Genomic DNA, 23,272 nt, shown 5'->3' on the forward strand with positions numbered 1-23,272 from the left:
CTAACCTAAGTAAAGTGGGCCTGACGACGCTTGGGCACGACTCGACAAGGGACTGCGGATGCTCCTCCAGCGAACGAATGTTGTGCGGACCTTACGGCGGTTGACCGTGGCTCTGTCCGCAGCCACCCTCGGCGCCGGCCTCCTCTCGGGGTGCGGATCCGCCCCGGCGGACGCTCCGACGAGCGCCGGCACCACCGCGCCCGCCGCGGGCGGCGCGTTCCCGGTCACCGTGGAGCACGCGTTCGGCTCCACCCAGATCACCAAGGCCCCGCAGCGGGTCGTCTCCGTCGGCTACACCGACGACCAGGCCATCCTGGCGTTCGGCGTGAAGCCGGTCGGCATGGTCGACCAGTACCCGAACCCGCCGGGCAAGACCCCCGACATCAACACCCAGTGGCCCTGGGTGAAGGACAAGTGGGGCGACACCCGCCCCGAGGTCATCATGACCAACGGGGACTCCGGCCCGAACTACGAGAAGATCGCGGCCCTGCGGCCGGACCTGATCATCGCGGTCTACTCCGAGATCGACCAGGCCGCCTACGACCGGCTCTCCAAGATCGCCCCGACGGTGGGGCGCACCAAGGGCGAGAAGGAGCCGTTCAGCGCGCCCTGGCAGGACAACGCGCTGCACATCGCGAAGGCGCTCGGCAAGGCCGATGAGGGCGCCAAGATGGTGCAGGACATCCAGGCCAAGCTCGACGCGGCCCGTGCGGCGCACCCGGAGTTCGCCGAGCAGACCGCCGTCGCGGTGTCCTGGTACAAGAACTCGGTCGCCCCGTTCACCACCACCGACGTGCGCGGGCGGATGGTGACGGGGATCGGCTTCAAGGGCACGACGGAGATCGACAAGATCGCGGGCGGCAGCTTCTACACCGTGCTGTCCCCCGAGCGCATCGACCTGATCGACGTCGACCGCATCTTCGTCATCGCCGACCAGGCTGACCAGGACGCGCTGAAGAAGTTCGAGCTGTTCGCCAACCTGCCCGCGGTCAAGAACGGCAAGGTGTCGTACCTGCTGGACAGCGAGGGCCCGGCGATCGGCGCGGCCATGTCGCAGGGCACCCTGCTGTCCCTGCCGTACGCGATCGACGAGCTCGTCAAGTCGGTCGGCTAGCGATGCGGGTCAGCGTGTCCCGTCCCCGGCCCGCCGCGGTCCTGATGTGAGCAGCACCGACACGGGCGTGGCCTCGGCCGTCCTGCGCACGGCGACCGGACGCGAGGCCACCCGATGGGTCGCCGCGCACTGCCGCGACGCGCCCTGGCTGACGGCCGCCACCGTCCTCACCACGGTGGCGGGGGCGGCGCTCCAGGTGCTGCCGGTGTTCCTGCTCGGTCAGGTGGTCGACGGGGTGGTCGCGGGCGAGCCGCACTCCATCCTGGTCACGATCGGGGTGCTGATGGTGACCGCCGCGCTGCTCGGTGCGGCGGCCGCCGCCGCGTCGGCGTACCTGATCGGGCGGCTGGGCGCGGAGCTGCTCGCGCGGCTGCGGGAGGGCGCCGTCCGGGCGGTGCTGGGGCTGCCGAGCGCGCGGATCGAGCAGGTCGGCCGCGGTGACGTGCTGTCCAGGGTCGGCGACGACGTGGCCGTGGTGTCCAGGGGCATCCGGGCGGCCGTCCCCACGGTGTTCTCGGCGGGAGTGCTGGTCGTCATCGCGACGGCGGGCATGTTCGGGCTGGACTGGCGGCTCGGGCTGGCGGGTGCCGGGGCGCTGCCCGCGTACGCGCTGGCCCTGCGCTGGTATCTGCCCCGGTCCGCGCCGCTCTACCGGCGGCAGCGGGAGGCCCAGGCCGACCGCGCGCAGGCGCTGATCAGCGGGCTGAACGGGATCGGCACCGTCCGGGCGTACCGCCTGGAGCAGGTCTTCCGCGAGAAGGTCGCCGCCGAGTCGTGGCGGGTGCGCGAGCTCGGCATCGAGGTGTTCCGGCTCTTCGGCCGGTTCGTCGGCCGGGAGAACCGCGCCGAGTTCATCGGGCTGGTCCTGATCATCGTGGTCGGGTACGTGCTGCTGGAGGCCGGCGCCGTCTCCCTGGGCGAGGCCGCGGTGGCCCCGCTGCTGTTCCACCGGCTGTTCACCCCGCTGGGCGCCATCATGTTCACCTTCGACGAGGCGCAGAAGTCGGGGGCCAGCCTGACCCGGCTGGTCGGGGTGCTGGGAGAGGCCACGGAGGAGCGCCTGGTGGGCGGTGCGGCCGTCGCGCGGGCGGACAGCGGGCCGTACCCGGTGACGGTGGCGGGGCTGACCTTCAGCTATCCCGGCTCCGAGCGGCCGGTCCTCGACGACGTCGACCTGGTCATCCCGGCGGGCGGTTCGCTGGCACTGGTGGGGGCGACGGGCGCCGGCAAGTCGACCCTGGCGGCGCTGATCGCGGGCATCGGCACCCCGCAGGCCGGGTCGGTGCGCATCGGGTCGACCGACCTCGCCGATCTGGACGAGGCCGGGGCCCGGGTGCTGACGAGCATCCTGACGCAGGAGACGCACGTGTTCTCCGGCCCGCTCGCCGACGACCTGCGGCTGGCCGCGCCGGAGGCGACGGACGCCGAGCTGATGGACGCGTTGCGCACGGTCGGCGCCGGCACGTGGGTCGAGACGCTGCCCGACGGGCTGGACACGGTGGTCGGCGAGGGCGGTGAGCGCCTGGACGGCACCAAGGTCGCCCAGATCGCCCTGGCCCGGCTGGTGCTGGGCCGGGCACCGGTGGTGGTGCTGGACGAATCGACGGCCGAAGCGGGCAGCCAGGGCGCCGCCGAGCTGGAACGGGCCGTGCTGGCCGCGTGCCGGGGCCGTACCTCCCTGTTCGTGGCGCACCGGCTGACCCAGGCGATGGCGGCGGACCGGATCGCCGTGCTGGACGCCGGGCGCGTGGTGGAGCAGGGAACGCACGAGGAACTGGTGGCTCTGGGCGACCGGTACGCGCGTCTGTGGCGGGCGTGGCGAGACGGCAGTCAGGGATCCTGACTTCGCTTGAAGGGACGGCTGATCATTCGATGACGGAACCGAGAACCCGGCGCGTGTCGCTTTCCGCCGCGCACCTGGCCGGCCTGCGCCGGCGGGCCGGCGAACATTCCGACCGGACTCTCGCCGGAGCGTGCGCCATCGGACTGGCGTACTGGGCGACGGGCCGGAGCCCGCACGGCCTCGACCTCACCCCCGGCACGCCGTTCGCCGACGTCCTCGGCTGGGCCGGCCACGGCGGGCGTGGGACAGCCGGCTGGGAGGTCGGGGCGGACGGCCGGAGCATCACCGTCCCCGAGGGCGTCGTGCTGAGCGACGCGCAGCTCGCGCTGGACGACCTGGCCGACTTCCCGGAGCGGCCCGTCGGGACCATCGGCCCGTCGAGCGTGGCGGCCCGGCTCGAGACCCTGGCCGGGTGGAACGACACCCGGGCCGACCGGGTCCGGCCCACCATCGTGGAGATGTTCCGCGAGCAGGCGCGGGCCAGGCCGGACGCCGTCGCCATCGTCGACCGGCACCGGTCGCTGACCTACCGCGAGGCGGCCGGGCTGGCCGGCCAGCTGGCCCATCACCTCATCGACCGCGGGCTCACCGCCGAGCAGACCGTCGGCATCTCGCTGGACCGCTCCGCCGAGATGGTGATCGGGCTGCTGGGCGTGCTCATGGCCGGGGGCGCGTTCGTGCCGCTCGATCCGCGGTGGCCCGCCGCGCGGCGGGCGGTCGTCATCGACGACGCCCGGCTGGTGGCCCAGCTCAACGACTCCGGCGAGCACGCGGCGGGCGAGCCCGAAGCCGTGGCCGTGGACCTCGGCGACTGGCGCTTCGGCTCCTACCCCGCCGAGCCGCCCGAGGTCGCCGTCCCCGGACCGGCCCTGGCGTACGTGATCTTCACCTCCGGTTCGACCGGGCGGCCCAAGGGCGCGATGATCCGGCACGAGGCGATCAGCGAGCGCCTGCTGTGGCAGGTCGGCGAGATCCTGCACTTCGGCCACGACGACGCCTCGCTGTTCAAGGCGCCGCTGTCGTTCGACATCTCCGTCAACGAGATCTTCCTGCCGCTGGTGTGCGGCGGCCGGCTGGTGGTCCTGCGGCCCGGCGGCGAACGCGACCCGCACCACCTGCTGAGCGTGATCGCCGAGCAGCGCGTCACCTTCACGTACCTGGTGTCGTCCATGCTGGACGTGCTGCTGGAGATCGCGGGCGACTCGGGGCAGCTGGACAGCCTGCGGCACGTGTGGTGCGGCGGCGAGGTGCTGACCCCCGACCTGTACGAACGCTTCCGCGCCCGCCTCGGCATCCCCCTCTACCACGGCTACGGCCCGGCCGAGACGACGATCGGCGTCTCGCACGTCATCTACCGGGGCGCGGCGGAACGCCTGTCGACCTCCATCGGCAAGGCCAACCCCAACACCGCCCTGTACGTGCTGGACGACGAGCTGCGCCCGGTCCCGATCGGCGTCGGCGGCGAGCTGTACGTGGGCGGGTTCCTCCTGGGGCGCGGCTACGTCAACGCGCCCGGCCTGACGGCGTCCCGGTTCGTGGCGAACCCCTTCGCCACGGACGGCTCCCGGCTGTACCGGACCGGTGACCTCGCGCGGTTCGCCCCGGACGGATCGCTGGACTTCCTCGGCCGGGCCGACAACCAGATCAAGATCCGCGGGATGCGGCTGGAGCTCGAGGACGTCGAGGTCGGCCTCGCCGAGCACCCGGGGGTACGCCATTCCTGCGTCGTCGCGAAGGAGCACGCGGCGGGCGGCACGTACCTGGTGGGGTACGTGATCCCGGTGGCCGGGCGCGAGGACCTGCGGGCGGAGGAGGTCAGGGCGTGGGCCGACAAGCACATGGTCGACTACATGGTGCCCGCGCACGTCGTCGTGCTGAAGGAGTTCCCGCTCACCGAGAACGGCAAGCTGGACCGGAACGCGCTGCCGGAGCCGGCCGCCGAGCCGGCCGCGCTCGTCCCGCCCGCCACCGAGAACGAGCGCGTGGTGTGCGCGGCGGTCGCGTCGGTGCTGGGACTGGAGGCGGTCGGTGTCGACCAGAACTTCTTCCGGTTCGGCGGGGACAGCCTGCTGGCGATCTCGCTGCTGGGCGCGCTGCGCGACGCGGGCCTGCACGTCCGGGCGACGGAGATCTTCACCAGCGCGACCGTGGGGGCGCTGGCGGCGGTGGTGAGCCGGGACGAGGTCGCCCCCGTCGACCGTGCGGACGTCGCGACCGGTCCCGTCACGGGGTCGCCCATCGTGCGGTGGCTCGGCGAGACCACGGACGCCATCGACGGCTTCGTGCAGTCGGTGGTGCTGAACACCCCGGCGGACCTGACCGGCGACGCCCTCGACGCGATGCTCTCCGCCCTGGTCGGGCGGCACGACATGCTGCGGGCCCGGCTGGTGCGGGGCGAGCGCTGGGGCTTCGAGGTCCCGGCGGCGGACCGTGCCGTCGCGGGGTGGCAGGAGAGCGACCGGCCGGTGGACGAGTGCGTCGCGCTCGCCACCGCCGGCCTGGACCCGGACCACGGCGTGCTGCTCCGCGCGGTCTGGCGGCGCCGGGCACGGCAGCTGGTCGTGGTCGTCCACCACGTGGTGATCGACGGCGTGTCCTGGCGCATCCTGATGGACGACCTGGCCACGGCGTGGCGGCAGCTCACCTCCGGCGCGCCGATCGAGCTGCCGCCGGTGGGCACGTCGTTCCGGCGCTGGACGCAGTTGCTGGAGCGGGCGGCGTCCGGCGCCGACCCCGGCTACTACCGGCGTCCCCTGCCGGGCGCGGACGGACCGGTGGGCAGGCGCCCGCTGTCCGAGGCCGACACCGTCGCCCGTGAGAGGGTACGGGTCGTCCCGGTGGGCCCCGAGGTCACGGCCGCGCTGCTGGGGGAGGTTCCCGCGAGGTTCCACGCGGGCGTCAACGACGTGCTGCTGACCGCGCTCGCCGTCACCCTCGCCCGGTGGCGCCGCGACCTGGGGCAGGACCAGACGTACGCGCACATCGAGCTGGAGGGCCACGGCCGCGAGGGACGGTTCGTCGCGGGCGCCGCCGGCTTCGAGCCGGACCTTTCGCGGACCGTGGGCTGGTTCACCACCCTGTTCCCGGTGACCGTGGACCCGGGGGCGGCCGCCGACTTCACCGACCCCGCGTACCTGTCCGCCGCGCTCAAGGCGGTCAAGGAGGACCTGGCCCGGGTGCCGGACCACGGCGTGTCCTACGGCGCGCTGCGCTACCTGGCCGACGCCGGGTTCGGCGCGCCCGCCCCGCAGGTGTTGTTCAACTACCTGGGCCGCTTCGACGCGGGGGCGGCCGGGGACTGGCAGCTCGCCGGCGCCACGGGGCAGCTGGGCGAGCGGCGCGACCCGGGGATGCGCCTGCCGCGCGCCCTGGAGTTCAACGCGATCGCCGAACCCGGCCCGACCGGCGCGTACGAGCTGGTCACCGCCATCTCGTGGCCGGACGGGATGTTCACCGACGCGGACATCGCGACGATCGGCGACTATTTCGCCACGGCCCTGGCCGGGCTGGCCGCGCTCGACCAGGGTGGCCACTCCCCCAGCGACTTCGCCCCGCTGCCCCTCACGCAGGCCGACGTGGACGCCCTGGACGGCCCCGCGCTGCGCGACATCCTGCCGCTGACCCCGCTGCAGGAGGGCCTGTACTTCCACTCGGTCTTCGACGACGACTCGGCGGGCAGCTACGTCGAGCAGCAGCTGCTGACGCTGGAGGGCGAGGTGGACGCCGACCGGCTGGCCACGGCGGCCACCCGGCTGCTCGCCCTCTACCCGAACCTGGCCGCGCGGTTCGTGGCCCTCGCCGACGGCCGGGTGGTGTCGGTGCTGGAGAGCGGCGTGCGGGCCCCGTTCACCACGCTGGACCGCCCCGGCATCACCGACGCCGAGATCCGCGACCACGCCGAGCGGGACCGCCGCGCCGGATTCGACCTGGCCACCGGCCCGCTGATGCGCTACACCCTCATCCGCCGGGGGTCCGGCCGGAGCGTGCTGGTGCAGACCGTGCACCACATCGTCGCCGACGGCTGGTCGGTGCCCGCGATGCTGCGTGCGCTGCTGGCCGAGTATCACGCGCCGGGCACCGTGCACCCGCGCGGCGGCTTCCCCGACCACGTGCGCCGGCTCGCCGGACGCGACGACGAGGCGAGCGAGCGGGTGTGGCGCGACCAGCTCGCCGGTCTGCCCGGCCCCTCGCTGGTCGCCGAAGGGCACACCCCGTCCGGCCGGTTCGCCGAGACCGCGCTGGAGCCGGGCGCCGACGTCGACGAGGCCGCCCGGGCGGCGGGCGTGCCGCTCAGCGCCGCCGTGCACAGCGCGTGGGCGGCGACGCTGGGCGGCATCCTGCACCGCGCGGACGTGGTGTTCGGCTCCACGGTGTCGGGGCGGGACGCCGACGTGCCCGGCATCGAGGACATGGTGGGCCTGCTCATCAACACGATCCCCGTACGCGCCCGATGGACCGGCGCCACCACGGCGCGCGAGCTGCTCGCCTCGGTGCGGGAGCACCAGAGCGCGGTCCTGCCGCACCAGCACGTCTCGCTGACCGCGATCGGCCGTCAGGCCGGCGGCGGCCCGCTGTTCGACACCCTGGTGGTGTTCGACGTCGCCACCGACCTGAGCAGCCTGCGCGGGCCCGGCGACGAGCTCGTCATCACCGGAATCGTGAACGAGGGCGCCCCGCACTACCCCTTGACGCTGGTGGTGGAGCGCGCGCCCGACGGCCGCCCGCGCTTCAACCTGATCCACGACAGCGAGCTGCTGCGGGAGAGCGACGCGCGGGCGATCCTGCACGGGTTCGGCCGGGCCCTGACGGGCCTGCTCACCCGGCCCGGCGACCTGGTCGGCGACCTGGTGCCCGACGGCTCCCGGCCGCCCGCGCCGATCGCCCCGACCACCCTGGGCGCGCTGTTCGACGCCGCGGCGAAGCGCGACCCGGCCGCCACCGCCGTCACCCAGTGCGCTCTCGACGGCGGCACCCGGTCACTGACCTACGGTGAGCTGGCGGAGGCGAAGGACCGGCTGGCCTCGGCGTTGCGCGCGGCCGGGGTCGGACCGGGCGAGCGGGTGGCGGTCGCCGTCCCGCGCTCTCTCGAGCAGGTCGTCGCGCTGGTCGCGATCGTCACCGCGGGGGGCGCGTACGTGCCGCTGGACCCGGCGTACCCGGACGAGCGGCTGGAGTACATCCTCGCCGACAGCGCCCCGCGGGTCGTGCTCGTGAACCGGGAGCAGCAGGCCCGCTTCACGGAGCTGGCGGGCCCGTCGGCCCGCGTGCTCGTGCAGGAGGACGCGTCGCCGGTGGACGCCACCGCGCCCGAGGTCACCTGGCACGACCCGGCGTACGTCATCTACACCTCCGGATCGACCGGCCGGCCCAAGGGCGTCGTCGTCCCGCACTCCAGCGTGGTGAGGCTGCTCGCGAACACCCGGCCCGACATGGGCTTCGGCCCGGACGACGTGTGGGTCCAGTTCCACTCCGCCTCCTTCGACTTCGCGGTGTGGGAGCTGTGGGGCGCGCTGGCGCACGGCGGTGAGCTGCTGGTGCCCGAGTACGGGCTGACCCGCTCCCCCGTCGACTTCCACCGGCTGGTCCGCGAGCGCGGCGTGACCGTGCTCAACCAGACCCCGTCGGCGTTCTACCAGTTCATGGAGGCCGACCGGCACGCCGGCGAGCCGGTCACCGCGCTGCGCCGGATCGTCTTCGGCGGCGAGGCGCTCGACCTCGGGCGGCTGCGCGGCTGGGTCGAGCGGCACGGCACCCGCTCGCCGGAGCTGGTCAACATGTACGGCATCACCGAGACCACCGTCCACGTCACCCACCGGGTGCTGACCGACGGGGACTTCGCCCCCGGCGACGGCGACGGCCCGATCGGTGGCCCGATCGGCGGCCCGATCCCCGGCCTGGTCACCTACCTGCTCGACGACCGGCTCCGGCCGGTGCCGCCGGGCCGGGTGGGCGCCATCTACGTCGCCGGCGACCAGGTCGCGCTGGGCTACCTGGGCAGGCCGGGGCTCACCGCGAGCCGGTTCGTGGCGAACCCGTTCGCGGGGGACGGCTCCCGCATGTACCACACGGGCGACCTCGCCCGCCGTACGCTCGGCGGCGAGCTGCGGTTCGTCGGCCGGTCCGACGACCAGGTGCAGCTCAAGGGCTTCCGCATCGAGCTCGGCGAGGTGGAGGCCGCGATCCGGGAGCTCGACGGCGTGACCGACGCGGCCGTCACCGTGGCGGACAGCGGCGACCACCTGGTCGCGCACGTCGTGGGCGGGGTGCCCGGCGACCTCGCCGGCCAGCTGTCGGCGAAGCTGCCCGTGCACATGGTGCCGGGCCGGGTGCTGCCGATCGACGCCCTGCCGCTGACGGTCAACGGCAAGCTGGACCGCAAGGCCCTGATCGAGCGCGCCGCGCGGGGCGACACCCCGGTACCCGCGGTCGAGCCCCCGCTCGCCACGGACGGCACGCCGGTGCCCCCGGGCCGATCCCCACACGCCACGGACGGCACGCCGGTGCCCCCGGGCCGATCCCCACACGCCACGGACGGCGCCCCGATGCCTCCGGGTGAATCCCCGCTCGCCGCGCTGGTCGGTGTCTTCGCCGGAGCGCTGCCCGGCACCGAGGTGAACGGCGACACCGACTTCTTCAGGGCCGGGGGCGACAGCATCGTCGCCATCACCGTAGTCAACCGGGCGCGGGCGCTCGGCCTGCCGATCGCCCCGCGGGGCGTGTTCCTGCTCAGGACGCCGCACGCACTTGCAGAGCACCTGGGGACCCGCACGCCCCGCGCCACGGCGCCCGCACCCGCCCGCCCCGGCGACGGCCCGCTGACGCCGACGCCGATCATCCTGCGCCAGCGGGAGCTGGGCGGCTCCCTCGCCCGGTTCGCCCAGGCCAGGGCGCTGGTGGCGCCTGACGGCACCGGCTTCGACGACGCCGTGCGGGCCGCGAACGCGGTCGTGGCCGCCCACCCGATCCTCCGGCTGCGGCTGCGCGTCGAGCACGGCGTGTGGGCACTGAGCACCGAGCCCGCCCGCGAGGTCACCGTCGCCCGGGCGGACACGGCCGACGCCACGATCGCGGCGAACGAGGCCGCCGGACGGCTCGACCCCGAGGCCGGGCAGGTGATCGCGTTCTCGTGGGTGGCGGCGAGCCGGACCCTGGTGATCGCCGTGCACCACCTCGCGGTCGACTCGGTGTCCTGGCTGATCCTGCTGGACGACCTGGCCACCGCCCTGCGGGGCGCGGTGCCGGCGCCGCCGACCACGCCGTACGCCGAGTACGCCGACGCGCTGGCGGCCCGCTCCGCCGGCCTGATCGACGACCTCGGGCACTGGCTCACCACGCTCGCGGCGCCCGTCCTGCTGCCGGTGGTCGAGGGGCTGCGCGAGACCGTCGTGGAGCTCGCGCCGGAGGTGACCGCCCAGGTGACGCGTACCGCGCCCGCCGCGCTCGGCGTCGGTCTCACCGAGTTGCTGTGCGGCGCGCTCCGGACCGCGCTGACGCACATCCAGCCGTCGCCCGCCGATCTCGCGATCGAGCTGGAGCGGCACGGCCGGGTCCCGGTGCTCGGACACCACGACTACACCCGGACCGTCGGCTGGTTCACCTCCATCGCCCCCGTACGGCTCACCCCGCACACCGACCCCGTCGCGGCGGCGCGCGAGGTCGCCGCGCGCCAGCCGGACGAGCGCGGGCACGTCGCCTACGGCCGGCTCCGATACCTCGACCCGCAGACGGCCCCGCTGCTGACCGCGCGCCCGCAGGTGCTGCTCAACTACCTCGGCCAGGGCAGCGAGTCCCAAGCCCTGCACATCACCGGCGGCGACCGGAGCAGCCCGTACGCCGTCGAGGTCAACGCGTGGATCGACGCGGCCACCGGAAGCCTGCGCGCGGCCTTCACGCTCGCCGACGGCATCCCCGACGAGCTCACCGGGCACTGGCTGCGCGCGCTGGAGCGGATCGCGGACGCCTCCGCGACGGCCGAGCGGACGGCGCCGGTGACCCCGCTCCAGAGGGGCCTGTTCTTCCAGGCCCAGCTGACGGGCCCGGCCGGACACTATGTCGCCCAGAGCTACTTCACCTTCGACCGGCGGCTCGACACCGGCGCCCTGGCCGAGGCGATGGCGTACGTGATCGCGCGGCACCCGGTCGTGGGCGCCGGTTTCAGCACCGACGCCGACGGCAACCCGGTCCAGGTGCTCGCGGCGAGCCGGCCGGTCGAGGTCCGCACGGTCGTGCCGGGGACGGACGCGGAGGTCGAAGCCCTGCTCGCCCGGGACCGCGACACGGGCTTCGACCCGGACGAGCCGCCGCTGCTCCGGCTGACCGTGGTGCGCCTGCCCGGCGGCCACGACGGCCTGCTGCTGAGCTACCACCTGCTGCTGTGGGACGGCTGGTCACGCGAGATCGTGCTGCGCGACCTGTTCGGCGCCTACGAGGCCGCCGTCGCGGGCGAGCCGCTGGACCCGGCCCCGGCCACGCCGAGTTTCGAGGACTACGCCCGCGCCCTCGACGCCGCGGACCCGTCCGCGTCCGAGCGCTTCTGGGCGGAGCACCTGACCGGCCTGCCGGGCCCCACGCTGCTCGCCGGACCGTCGCCGTCGCTGCCGGACGAGCTGCCGCGCGCGCTCGTGCACACGCTGAGCGCCGAACAGTCGGAGCTGCTGCGGGAGGCGGCCAGGACGCACGGCGTCACGCTGAACTCGGTGCTGACCGGCGCGTTCGGCCTGCTGCTGGGCGCGCACACGGGCCGGAGCGACGCCGTGTTCGGGGTGACCGTCTCGGGCCGGGAGGGCGAGGGCCTGTCCGGCATCGTCGGCGTGCTGCTCAACACCGTGCCCATGTGGACGCGGGCCCGGCCGGCGGACACGGTGCGGGAGTACCTGTCGGCGGTGCAGGCGGCCAGGGTCGCGGCGATGGAGCACGAGCACCTGGGGCTCGGCGAGATCCAGCGGAGCAGCGGGCACGACACCCTGTTCGACAACCTGTTCGTGCTGCAGAACTTCCTGGACCAGGACACGTTCGCCGAGCTGAACGCCCGGCACGGCATCACCTCGGTGCGGGCCGACGACTCCACGCACTACCCGTTCACCTGGGTCGTCACGCCCGGCGACCGGTTCACGGTCAAGCTGGAGTACCGCGACGGCGACACCGAGCGCGCCCGCCGTCTCCTGGACGGCTACCTGCGCCTGCTCGACGACCTGGCCCGGACGGAGGGGCCGGTGGGCGCGCTGCCAGGATTCGGGCCGGACCCCGCGCCGAGCAGCTGCACGGACATCGGCACCGACACCGTGGTCGACCGGTTCGACCGGGCGGCGGACCGCAGCCCGGGGCGGGTCGCGCTCGTCGCCCACGGCCGGACCATGACGTTCGCCGAGCTCCAGGAGCGCAGCCGGGCGGTGGCGGGGGTGCTCGCCGGGCGCGGCATCGGTCCCGAGACGACCGTGGGGCTGGCGATCCCGCGTTCGCTGGACTCGATCGTGGCGCTGTTCGCCGTGCTGCGGGTCGGGGCCGCGTACGTGCCGCTGGAGCTGGACCACCCCGACGAGCGGATCGCCGCGATCGTGGCGGACGCCCGCCCGGACGTGATCCTCACCGTGAGCGCCGTCTCCCCCCGGCTGACCGGCGACCTGATCGAGCTGGACCGCCCCCTGCCCGCGGCCGAGCCGTTCGTGACGTTCGCGCCCGACGACCCGGACCGCCTGCGGTACCCCGCGTACACGATCTACACCTCCGGATCGACCGGCCGGCCCAAGGGCGTGGTGACCGAGTACGCCGGGCTCACCAACATGCTGATCAACCACCAGCGCCGGATCTTCGAGCCGGTGCTGGCGGAGCACGGCCACCGGGTCTTCCGGATCGCGCACACCGTGTCGTTCGCGTTCGACATGTCGTGGGAGGAGCTGCTGTGGCTGGCCGACGGCCACGAGGTGCACATCTGCGACGAGGAGTTGCGCCGGGACGCGCCGCGCCTGGTCGCGTACTGCCTCGAGCACGGGATCGACGTCATCAACGTGACCCCCACCTACGCGCAGCAGCTGGTGGCCGAGGGGCTGCTCGACGACCCCGCGCGGCGGCCCGCGCTGGTGCTGCTGGGCGGTGAGGCGGTCACCCCGGCGTTGTGGCACCGGCTCGCCGCGACCGAGGGGACTATCGGCTACAACCTGTACGGACCCACCGAATACACCATCAACACCCTCGGCGTCGGCACCTTCGAGTGCGGGGACCCGGTCGTGGGCGTGCCGATCGACAACACCGACGTGTACGTGCTCGACCCGTGGCTGCGGCCCGTGCCGGACGGCGTGCCCGGCGAGCTGTACGTGTCGGGCATCGGCATCGCCCGCGGCTACCTCGGCCAGACCGGCCAGACCGCGCACCGCTTCGTCGCGTGCCCGTTCGGCGAGCCAGGCGAGCGCATGTACCGCACCGGGGACCTCGTGCTCCGGCGGCCCGACGGGAACCTGACGTACCTGGGCCGCACCGACCAGCAGGTCAAGATCCGGGGGCACCGGGTCGAGCCGGGCGAGGTGGAGGCCGCGTTCACGGCGCACCCGGCGGTGCGCTTCGCCGCCGCGGTAGCCCAGCCCGATCCGCAGGTCGACGGCGCGTTCCGGCTGGCCGCGTACCTCGTGCTGGGCGGCTCCGACCTGGCGACGGTCGCCGCCGAGGTGGGCGCCGGGCTGCCGGACTTCCTGCGCCCCACGCACTACGCCCAGGTCGACGCCATCCCGCTGACCGTGAACGGGAAGGCCGACACCAAGGCGCTGCCGGCGGCCAAGCCGCTGGGCGCGCTGACCACGTCGGCCGGCCGCGGCCCGGCGACCGGGACCGAGACCGCGGTGTGCGAGTTCTTCGCCGAGGCGCTGGACCTGGACGACGACGAGGTGAGCGCGGTGAGCGACTTCATGTCCCTCGGCGGGCACTCCATGCTGGCGGTGCGGCTGATCGGGCTGCTCCGCCGCGAGTACGGCCCCCTGATCACCGTTCGCGACCTGTTCGCCCTGCGGACCCCCGAAGCGATTGCCCGGCACCTCGATGAGCACTCCTGACGAGCGCGGGCCCCGCACGGGGTCCGACATCCTGTGGACCGCGCTGCGCCGCAACAAGGGCGCCATGGCCGGGGGCACCGTCCTCATGGGCCTGTACCAGGCGGGCGAGACCGCCTTCCCCATCGCGCTCGGCCTGATCGTCGAGCACACGTTGCGGGAGCGCAGCCTCGGCTCGCTCGGGCTGTCGATCGCGGCGCTGGCCGTGATCATCACGACCGTGTCGCTGTCGTGGCGGTTCGGGATGCGCATCCTGCAGAAGGCCAACACCACCGAGGCGCACCGCTGGCGGGTGCGGGTCGCGGACTGCGGGCTGCAGCCGGTGGCCAGGGACGTCGATCTCAAGTCCGGCGAGGTCCTGACCATCGCCACCGAGGACGCCGACCAGACCGCCGACATCATCGAGGTGGTGCCGCTGCTGGTCAGCTCGCTGGTGGCGGTGCTGATCACGGCGGTCGCGCTGGGCCTGGCCGACGTCCGGCTCGGCGTGCTGGTGATCGTGGGCACCATCGCGATCCTGTCGATCCTCAGCGTCATGTCCAGGTGGATCGGCACCGGGACCCGCGAGCAGCAGGCCCGGGTGGCGCGGGCGGGCGCGAAGGTGGCCGACCTGATCTCCGGCCTGCGCCCGCTGCACGGCTTCGGCGGCACGCACGCGGCGTTCCTGTCGTACCGGAAGGTCAGCACGGAGGCGAAGAACCAGGCGATCACCGTCGCCAAGGTGAACGGCGCGTACGCGGGCACCGCGCTGGCGCTCAATGCGATCCTCGCCATCGCCGTGACCCTGACGGCGGGCGGGCTGGCACTGGGCGGCCGGATCACCGTCGGGGAGCTGGTCATGGCCGTGGGGCTGGCGCAGTTCATCATGGAACCGCTCCGGCTGTTCTCGGAGATGCCGAAATACGTGATGATGGCGCGCGCGTCGGCCGAGCGGATGGCGCTGGTCCTGGCCGCGCCGCCGGTGATGACCCCGGGGCGGGAACGACCGTCGGCGGGCGGGGACCTCGAGGTCGACGGCGTCCGGTACGGGTCGCTGCGCGAGCTGAAGCTCCACGTGCCCGCCGGGGAGTTCGTGGCGGTCGCCGCCTACCAGCCGGGGGCGGCGGCCGATCTCGTGTCGATCCTGGCCGTGCACGTCCCGCCCGGCGCGTACGAGGGCGTGGTGCGGGTCAGCGGGCGGGAGCTGAAGGACCTGTCGATCGGGGCGGTCCGCGAGCACCTGCTGGTGAACCCGTACGACGGGGAGATCTTCGCGGGCACCCTCCGCACGAACATCGACCCGGCGGGCGCCGGCCGCATGATCGCCGAGGCCGTCGAGGCGTCCATGCTGACCGACGTCGTCGCCCTCCACCGCGAGGGGCTCGACCACGAGGTCCGCGACCGCGGCGGGAACCTCTCCGGCGGGCAGCGCCAGCGGCTGTCCCTGGCCCGCGCCCTGGCCGCCGACCCCGACATCCTGGTCCTGCACGACCCGACGACGGCGGTGGACGCGGTCACCGAACAGCTCATCGCCCGCAACCTCGCCCGGCTGCGCCGGAACCGCACCATGATCGTGATCACCAGCAGCCCCGCCCTCCTGGACGCCGCCGACCGGGTCCTCGTCCTGGACGGCGGCGTCATCACCGCCGAGGACACCCACCGCAACCTCCTCCACACCGACGAGACCTACCGGCAGGCGGTGGCCCGGTGACGCGCACCTGATCAGCGGCCTCGGCCCGGCCCGGGCGCGGACGGCTGATTGCTAGGATCGGGGGATCATGAGCGTCGAACCCCGTGGTGGTCGGCCCCATCTCTCCTTGCCCGAGGCGTCCACCGTGACGACCCTCCGGCAGCGCAACCGGGCGCTGGCCCTCAAGCACGTGATCCTCGCGCAGGAGACCACCCGGGCCGCCATCGCCCAGGAGACGGGCCTGTCCGCGGCCTCCGCGGCCAATCTCGTCACCGACCTGATCACCGCGGGGCTCGTGGAGGAGCGCGGCTCGATCTCCTCGCGCGGCGGGCGGCCCATCACGCTCATCGGCCCGCGCGCCGAGAGCGCGATCACCATCGGCGCCGACATCGGCGAGCGGGGCGTGGCCGTGGAGATGTTCGACCTGGCGGTGAACCGGATCGACCGGGAGTTCCGCGGCGGCGCCAAGGAGGAGGAGCCGGAGCGGATCGGCGCGGACCTCCAGGAGGCCCTCGTCGCGCTGCGCGAGCGCAACGCCAACCGCTGGCCGACCCTGCTCGGCGTCGGGCTCGGCCTGCCCGGCGTCGTCGAGACCGCCCCCGACGGCGGCCAGACCCTCTACGCCCAGAGCCTGGGCTGGCCGCCCGTCCCCGTCTCGGCGCTGTGCGACGTCGGGCACGTCCCCGTCCTCGCGGAGAACGGCGCCAAGATGCAGGCCAGGGCCGAACACTGGTTCGGCAACGCCCGCGGGGCCGCGCACGCCCTGATCGCCCTGCTCGGCCGGGGGGTCGGGCTGGGGATCGTCAGCGACGGGCAGCTGCTGTCCGGCGCTCACTCCAGCGCCGGGGAGTGGGGGCACACGGTGATCGAACGCGGGGGCCGGGTGTGCCGGTGCGGCAACCGCGGGTGCGTGGAGGCGTACCTCGGCTCCGACGCGATCCTGTCCGCGTGGCGGGCCAGGGGCGGCGTCTTCGAGGGCACCGGCTGGGGCGCCGTCGGCAAGCTCATCGCCGACGCGCACGCCGGCGACCCGGTCGCGGGCGAGATCGTCGGCGACGTCGTCGACTGCCTCGGCGCCGCGCTGGGCGGGCTGGTCAACCTGACCGGGCCGCAACGCATCGTCATCGGCGGCTGGGTCGGGCTCCGGCTGATGGAGTCCCTGGGCGAGCGCATCACCGAGGCGACCAGGAGGCACAGCCTGGCGCGCCCCGGCGGCCAGTTCGAGCTGCTGGTCGCCAGGTTCGGCGGCGACGCCGTGGCCACGGGCTCCGCCCTGCTCCCCCTGGAAGCCCTCATCGCCGCCGACCCCATGTCCCGCTGAGCGCGCTGCCTACGAGTGATCGTGCCGCTCCTGCGACTCGGGCCGAGCGGTGCGGAACCGGAAGATGTCGGGGCGCGCGTAGTGGCCGACGACATCCAGGTCGAGATAAGCGCCGTCGAGCACGGCGAGGTCGATGTCGGCGATGAGCACGTCCTGCTTGCCGAAGGACGGCCCGGCGAGCACGTGTCCGAAGGGATCCACGACGCAACTGCCCCCTTGGATGGTGGCCGCGGCCGCGGCGGCCGGGTCGGCCGCGGGGAAGTCGCCCGGATAGTCGTCCCGGCCGGCGAACTGGTTGGCCGAGAGCACGAAGCAACGGCCCTCGACGGCGATGTGCCGCATGGTCGACGTCCACACGTCGCGATCGTCCACTGTCGGCGCGCAATAGATCTGCACGTCCCGCTGGTAGAGGGCGGTCCGGTAGAGCGGCATGTAGCTCTCCCAGCAGATCGCCAGGCCGATGCGTCCGACGTCGGTGTCCGCGACGACGACGTCGCTGGCGTCGCCGCGCCCCCAGATCACGCGCTCGGTTCCCGTGGGCACCAGCTTGCGGTGACGAGCCAGCAGCGTGCCGTCCGGCGCGAACAACAGCGCCGAGCAGTACAACGTACGGCCGTACCGTTCGATGACGCCGACGACCACATGGGCCTGCCGGGCCGCCACGGCGGCGCTCATCCGCTCGAACGCCTCGCCCGGGATCTCGATCGCTGACCTGCGATACCGGGCGAACAACGCGCGTCCCTCGTCGTCGCGCCGTCCGACAGTCGCGCCGAAGGTGGAGCCCTTGGGGTAGCCACCGATGAACGCCTCCGGGAACACCACGAGGTGCGCTCCCCCTGCGGCCGCCCGCGCCAGGAGGTCCTCGGAGCGGCGCAGCGTCTCGGGCAGGTCGAACAGGCGGGGCGCGGCCTGCACGACGGCGACGCGTCGGGTGGTCACGGCGCCGGCTCCCCTCCGGCGGGGCCCGATGTGAGATACCCGGCGAGGTCCGGAGCGGCAGGGTGCTCCAGCACGTACCTGATCCAGGCTCGCCGTTCGTGGTCGATGGCCTGCAGCTCCCAGACGCAGGCCGTAGGCCCCTCCGGGGGTACGGGCCGCAGCTCCGTCGTGCCGGGATCGGCCCGCCACAGCCTCTCGTACAGGATGTCGCCCTCCCACCAGCACACGAGCACCCACAGCGCCTCGGCGCCACGGTGCACGATCAGGAATCCGACGCCCGGCCGCGCGCCGGCCCGCGCGGGCTGTGGCACCTCTCGCTCGGCCGCCCCGAGCGCGGCCTTGATCTCGGCATCGTCAGGAAGCGCGCCGACGGCCGTGATGGCGATGAGCTTCAGCCGCCAGCCCGCGTGCTCGGTGACGCCGAGCCACTCGGTCCTGCGCGGCCGGTACGGCTCCCCGGGCAGCGCGAAGGGTTCCGGGACAGGCGGTGCGGGAGGCATGTCACAACTCCAGTCCGGTCATGGCCGACAGCCACGGCTCCACCCCGCCGTGGAGCGTGTCGGGATCGGTGCCACGTAGCCGGGCGAGCTCCGCGGTGAGCCGCTGCAACGGCACGATCGACGTGAAAGGCCGCATCAACGGGTCAACCGGTGCGAACCTCAGCTCTTCGTCGTCCTCGCCGCTGGTCCACACGGTCGCCCCCAGCTCGGCCAGCAGCGCCCGCAGCGTGTTCGTCCGTCCTTGGTCGTCAGTGCCCGGGGTGATGCTGATGACGTTCATTCCAGCGCGGAAGGCGGCGGGGGTGCCGTGCAAGGAGAATTCCGTGGACATCGCCTCCGCCCACAGGCGAGCCCCCTCCTTGATCTTGAGCGCGGCCTCGGCCGCGGTGATCGCGTCGAGATCGAAGCCGACCAGCAGCAGCGGCTCGCCGGCGGCGCAGCCCTCGGCGGCCCGAACCGGGGCGGGCTCCGCCAGAGTCGCCTTCAGCGCCTGCGGCACGGTCCGCAGCGCGGCCGCGAACCGCTCCCGGTACGGCCCCTCCAGACCGGCGACCATCCCGCCCAGGACGGCCAGCGACGACAGGTAGGAAACGGTGAAGGTGCCGGCCGTCTCGTCGGGGCACGTACGCGCGACGACGTCGGCCTGCTGATCGGGCGCGTCCGTCCCCACGACCGCGATCGTGGTGGCGCCCGCCGCGCGCGCCTTGCCGAGCACGGCGCGCGGATACCGCTTGTAGCCGCGGTGGCTGATCACCACGACCTGGTCCTCGGCGGCGATCGGGAAGCGCAGGGCCAGGTCGTGCGCATCGACCGCCACCGCTCGGCTACGGCCGCCGGAGACGTGCCACGCCCACGCGGCGGCGATGCGCGCCGCGTGCAGCGAGGTGCCGATGCCCGTGAAGATGATCGGCCTGCCTCCGTCCAGGCGGGGCGGGTCGGCGGTGAGCGCGTTCGCGACCATGTCCGGTTGTGCGGCGATCTGATCGTCCAGAGCGAACCTCATGGGCGAGACCGTACGCTCAAAGTGGTTGTCCCGACAGGTCCGCCTATGCGAAGTGGAGCAGTCCAGTATCGTGCCGCGCCCCTCTGTGAACCTCCCGCCCGCGATCATTCCGCTCGCCCAGGAGAGCGGCAGGCCCCTGCGCTGGCGGCTGCACCAAGGGTTCCGGGCGGCCATCATGAACGGGCAGTTCGAGCCGGGCAGCCGCCTGCCGTCCACCCGTACGCTGGCCGGCTCTCTCGGCGTCTCCCGCTCGACCGTGGTGGAAGCGTTCGACCGGCTCGCGGCCGAGGGCTTCGTCGAGCGCCGGGCCGGGTCCGGCACCTACGTCAGCCTCCAGCTCGCCGGCCTGGGCGCGAACGACCGGGCCGGGAGCGGGAGGAGCCCCGATCCGCGCCGCCGACCGGCACGACGGGCATCCGTGGCGTCAGCGGCTCGTCATCCGGCAGGCGAGAGCGCCGGCGGGCAGCGGCCCGTCGCCTTCACCCCACCCGCCGTGGGACGTGCCGACGGCGGTCGGCCGGTGGCCTTCACCCCGTGCGAACCCGATGTGGAGCTGTTCCCGCATCGGTCGTGGGCCCGGATGCTGGCGCGGCACGCCCGCGCCCCCCTGTCATGGGGCGCCTCCCCCGCCTCCGCCGGTCTGCTCGCCCTGCGGCAGGCACTCGCGGCACATCTCACGCTGTCACGTGGGGTGACGGCCGACCACCTCTAGATCGACATGACATGTAGGAATTTTCCTACATATAGTGGTCCCCCCGGACGCGGCACCACGCCGCCCGCCATCACCCTGGCGACAGCCAAGATTGGACCACCCATGTCTGAGATCGCCGACCGGTTCGACCTGCTCGCGGGCGCCTTCCAGGCCCGGATCGAGGCCACCCCCGCCGACCGCTGGGATCGCGTCAGCCCTTGCGCGGGATGGACGGCCCGGGACGTCGTCGCCCATGTCGTCAACGGGCACCGCGGCATCATCGCGGTCGTTCGCCGGACCCCGCCGCAGCCCTCGCACGGGGTGGGCGTGTCCGGCATGGGCGACGCCCCGAAGGTCGAGCCCGGCGCCGACCTCGCGGCCGCGTACGCCGAGGCCAGAGCCGGGCTGCGGGCCCTCCTCACCGACCCCGGCCTGGCCGCCACCCCGCTCCCGTTCAGCCCGCTCGGCCCCGTGCCCGTGGAGCGGGCGGTCGACGTGGTGGGGGCGCTGGAACTGCTCGTCCACACCTGGGACCTGGCCCGCGCCGTCGGCGGCGACGAGGCCCTGGACCCGGAGGCCGTCGTACGCACCCACGACGCCCTGCGCCACCACTACGCCGGCCTCCAGGCGACCAACGCCTTCCAGCCGGAGATCACGCCTCCGGCAGGCGCCGACCCCCAGACGGCGTTCCTCTGCTTCACCGGCCGCCGCCCCTGACGAAGGCCAACGGCCACCCGGCTCGGGCCCTCCAGGCCATCACTGAAAGCGGTCACTTGGGCCGTCCCGTTCAATGGGCGGCTCAGGTGAGACGTACTTCACATCGGGCTTTCTGTCACGCATCGGCCGGGCTGTCCGGTCAAGTGGGTGTATCCGTAACACGGCGAGGAGCACCGTTGGAATCGCGGCTCAACCATTCCGGCACGCTGAAGACGCCACCCGGGCGGGAGAAAGCGCGCAGCGCCTCAACGTGATCGCAGCCTGACGCGCGATCACGCCTGCACCGGTACGGCCGACACCGGCGACCGGGCAGCCGATGGGGCCACCGATGAGTTCGGTCGCCCAAGACAGACCCGCCATTTCGCCTCCGGCCGCCGTGTCGGGCCGGACCGTTCCAGCGTGCCCGTGAGCCCTCGGTTCCCTCCGCTTCGCTGCTGCGACCTGAAGGAGAAGACACATGTCCCAGCCCCTGCCGTTCGTGATCGATCCGACCGGTGCCGACCGGCACGCCGAGTACCGGGCCCTGCGGGCCCGTGGCTCGGCCACCCCCGTGGACGTCCTCGGGCTGTGTGCCTGGGCGGTCTCCGACCCGGCACTCCTCAAGACCATGCTCACCAGCCCCGATGTGTCCAAGGACGGCCGCGCTCACTATCCGGACTTCCAGCGGACGACCGGCACCTGGCCGCTCGCCCTGTGGATCGAGGTGCGGAGCATGCTCACCGCGTACGGCGCCGACCACCGCAGATTACGGCGGATGGTGGCCCCCGTCTTCGGCGCGCGCCGCATCGCCAAGCTGAAGCCGATCGTCGAATCCCTGGTCACCGGCTTGATCGACGACCTTGCCGCGGTGCCCGCAGGTCAGGCGGTGGACCTGCGCGAGCGGCTGGCCTACCCGCTGCCCATCGCCGTGATCGGCCACCTGATGGGCGTGCCGGAGGACCAGCGCCACGATTTCCGGCAGATCGTCGACCGCGTCTTCGACAGCACGCTCACGCCCGAGGAGGCCCAGGCCAACGCCGCGCGGCTCTTCGAGCGCACCGACCAGTTGATCGCCACCAAGCGCGCCGACCCCGGCGACGACATGACCTCCCTGCTCATCGCGGCCCGCGACGAGGAGTCGGACGGCGGCGGCTTCACCGACGACGAGCTGCGCGACACGATGATCCTGATGATCAACGCCGGGTACGAGACGACCGTCAACGTCATCGACCAGGCCGTCTTCGCGATGCTGACGTCCCCCGGCCAGCTCGACCTCGTCCGGACCGGCCAGGCGACCTGGGAGGACGTGGTGGAGGAGACCCTTCGCCACGAGCCCGCCATCAAATACCTGCCGCTGCGCTTCGCCGTGACCGACATCAAGCTCCCGGACGGGCAGGTCATCCCGTCGGGAGATCCCATCCTCGCCGCGTACGGGGCCGCGAACCGTCACCCGGACTGGCACGGGCCCGACGCGGACACCTTCGACGTCACCCGCAAGGTCAAGGATCATCTGGCGTTCGGCTACGGCGTGCACTACTGCCTCGGAGCCCCGCTCGCCCGGCTCGAAGTCGCCGAGGCCCTGCGTCAGCTCTTCGGGCGCTTCCCCGAGATGGCGCTGGCGGCGCCGGCAGACTCGTTGCGGCCGGTGCCCACCCTCATCAGCAACGGTCACCAGCAGTTCCCCGTCTACCTGCGCCCCGCCGGATAGCGCGGCGAACGGCCGTCCCGTCGTTCCGCGGCCCCTGTGGTCACGGGCGGCGGACACGGCCACCGCCCGGCCGTGGAGCAGACCGGCGCGCAGCCGCATCAAGAGCTCTCGGTGGCCGGTTTGAGCAGGCCGGCCTCGTACGCCGCCGACACCGCCGCGGCCCGGTCGTTCACCTCGAGCTTGGCGAAGACGTGCAGGAGGTGCGTCTTCACCGTCGCCTCGGTGATGAACAGTTTCCCGGCGACCTCCCGGTTGGTGGCGCCGCGCGCGATGAGCCTGAGCACTTCGAGCTCGCGCGGGCTCAGCGTCAGCGTGGGCCCGGCCTCCGGCGCCCGTGCTCCCTGCCGTAGCACGCCGGCCACCGCAGGGGACAGGACCGTCTCGCCGCGGGCCGCCGCCCGCACCGCGCGGCGCAGGTCAGCGCCCGGGGTGTCCTTGAGCAGGTAGCCGGTGGCTCCTTGCTCGATCGCGGGCAGGACGTCGGCGTCGTCGCCGAACGTGGTCAGGACCAGCACATGGATGCCGGGGGTCTGCGCACGCAGCCTGCGGATCACCTCGGCACCGCTCATCTTCGGCATCCGGAGGTCCAGGAGGACGACGTCCGGGCCCGTGCGGAGGGCCACGACGAGCGCCTCGGGGCCGTCGGCCGCCTCGCCGACGACTTCGAAGGCGTCGTCGGCGGCGAAGATCCCGCGCAGGCCGTCCCGGACGACCGGGTGATCGTCCACGATGATCAAACGAATCGGCGGCAT

Annotated in this window: 12 protein-coding genes; 8 read left to right on the plus strand and 4 right to left on the minus strand. The window is 73.6% G+C overall.

Annotated elements, in window-relative coordinates; all coding sequences use genetic code 11:
- Positions 1–106: 106 nt before the first annotated feature.
- The 5 genes from ACTWPW_RS40765 (at position 107) to ACTWPW_RS40785 (ending at position 16,983) form a co-directional block, all read left to right on the plus strand.
- Positions 107–1,114 carry an iron-siderophore ABC transporter substrate-binding protein gene (locus ACTWPW_RS40765; RefSeq protein WP_375109725.1) on the plus strand — a complete coding sequence of 336 codons (1,008 nt, stop codon included), beginning with the start codon at positions 107–109 and terminating at the stop codon, positions 1,112–1,114.
- Between the two features lie 46 nt (positions 1,115–1,160).
- On the plus strand, positions 1,161–2,957 hold the full coding sequence (locus ACTWPW_RS40770) for an ABC transporter ATP-binding protein (RefSeq protein ID WP_443171814.1): 1,797 nt from the start codon (positions 1,161–1,163) through the stop codon (positions 2,955–2,957).
- A 29-nt stretch (positions 2,958–2,986) separates the two neighbouring features.
- Positions 2,987–13,996, plus strand: coding sequence for an amino acid adenylation domain-containing protein (locus ACTWPW_RS40775; RefSeq protein ID WP_443171815.1), 11,010 nt, complete (start codon positions 2,987–2,989; stop codon positions 13,994–13,996).
- The gene (locus ACTWPW_RS40780) at positions 13,983–15,683 is read left to right on the plus strand and encodes an ABC transporter ATP-binding protein (RefSeq protein WP_443171816.1); all 1,701 of its coding nucleotides are present in this window, start codon (positions 13,983–13,985) and stop codon (positions 15,681–15,683) included. Before ACTWPW_RS40775 ends, ACTWPW_RS40780 begins: the two co-directional genes overlap by 14 nt.
- A 124-nt stretch (positions 15,684–15,807) precedes the next feature.
- The gene (locus ACTWPW_RS40785) at positions 15,808–16,983 is read left to right on the plus strand and encodes an ROK family protein (RefSeq protein WP_443171817.1); all 1,176 of its coding nucleotides are present in this window, start codon (positions 15,808–15,810) and stop codon (positions 16,981–16,983) included.
- 9 nt (positions 16,984–16,992) lie between these two features.
- Here the strand turns inward: ACTWPW_RS40785 and ACTWPW_RS40790 are convergent, their stop codons facing one another.
- From ACTWPW_RS40790 to ACTWPW_RS40800, 3 genes are read right to left on the minus strand one after another with little or no spacing between them, the layout of a single operon-like run.
- The gene (locus ACTWPW_RS40790) at positions 16,993–17,922 is read right to left on the minus strand and encodes a carbon-nitrogen hydrolase family protein (protein ID WP_443171818.1); all 930 of its coding nucleotides are present in this window, start codon (positions 17,920–17,922) and stop codon (positions 16,993–16,995) included.
- Positions 17,919–18,422: a hypothetical protein gene (locus ACTWPW_RS40795; RefSeq protein WP_443171819.1), complete on the minus strand. Its 504-nt coding sequence runs from the start codon at positions 18,420–18,422 to the stop codon at positions 17,919–17,921. The genes ACTWPW_RS40790 and ACTWPW_RS40795 overlap by 4 nt, the downstream gene beginning before the upstream one ends.
- A 1-nt stretch (position 18,423) precedes the next feature.
- Entirely contained in the window at positions 18,424–19,425 is a 1,002-nt protein-coding gene (locus ACTWPW_RS40800; RefSeq protein ID WP_443171820.1) for an SIS domain-containing protein, read from the minus strand.
- Positions 19,426–19,495: 70 nt separating this feature from the next.
- On the opposite strand from ACTWPW_RS40800, the gene ACTWPW_RS40805 reads away from it, so the two are divergent.
- The 3 genes from ACTWPW_RS40805 to ACTWPW_RS40815 all read left to right on the plus strand — a co-directional run bounded on the left by ACTWPW_RS40805 (position 19,496) and on the right by ACTWPW_RS40815 (position 22,520).
- Positions 19,496–20,137 (plus strand): GntR family transcriptional regulator, encoded by a 642-nt coding sequence (locus ACTWPW_RS40805; RefSeq protein ID WP_443171821.1) that lies wholly within the window; start codon positions 19,496–19,498, stop codon positions 20,135–20,137.
- 102 nt (positions 20,138–20,239) lie between these two features.
- Complete coding sequence (locus ACTWPW_RS40810) at positions 20,240–20,833, plus strand: TIGR03086 family metal-binding protein (RefSeq protein WP_375109716.1); 594 nt, start codon at positions 20,240–20,242, stop codon at positions 20,831–20,833.
- Between the two features lie 457 nt (positions 20,834–21,290).
- Complete coding sequence (locus ACTWPW_RS40815) at positions 21,291–22,520, plus strand: cytochrome P450 family protein (RefSeq protein ID WP_443171822.1); 1,230 nt, start codon at positions 21,291–21,293, stop codon at positions 22,518–22,520.
- Between the two features lie 98 nt (positions 22,521–22,618).
- On the opposite strand, the gene ACTWPW_RS40820 is transcribed toward ACTWPW_RS40815, so the two are convergent.
- A complete protein-coding gene (locus ACTWPW_RS40820) occupies positions 22,619–23,272 on the minus strand; it encodes a response regulator (protein WP_375109714.1) in 654 nt (217 codons plus the stop codon).

This window comes from Nonomuraea sp. KM90 (assembly GCF_052246675.1).
GTDB lineage: Bacteria > Actinomycetota > Actinomycetes > Streptosporangiales > Streptosporangiaceae > Nonomuraea.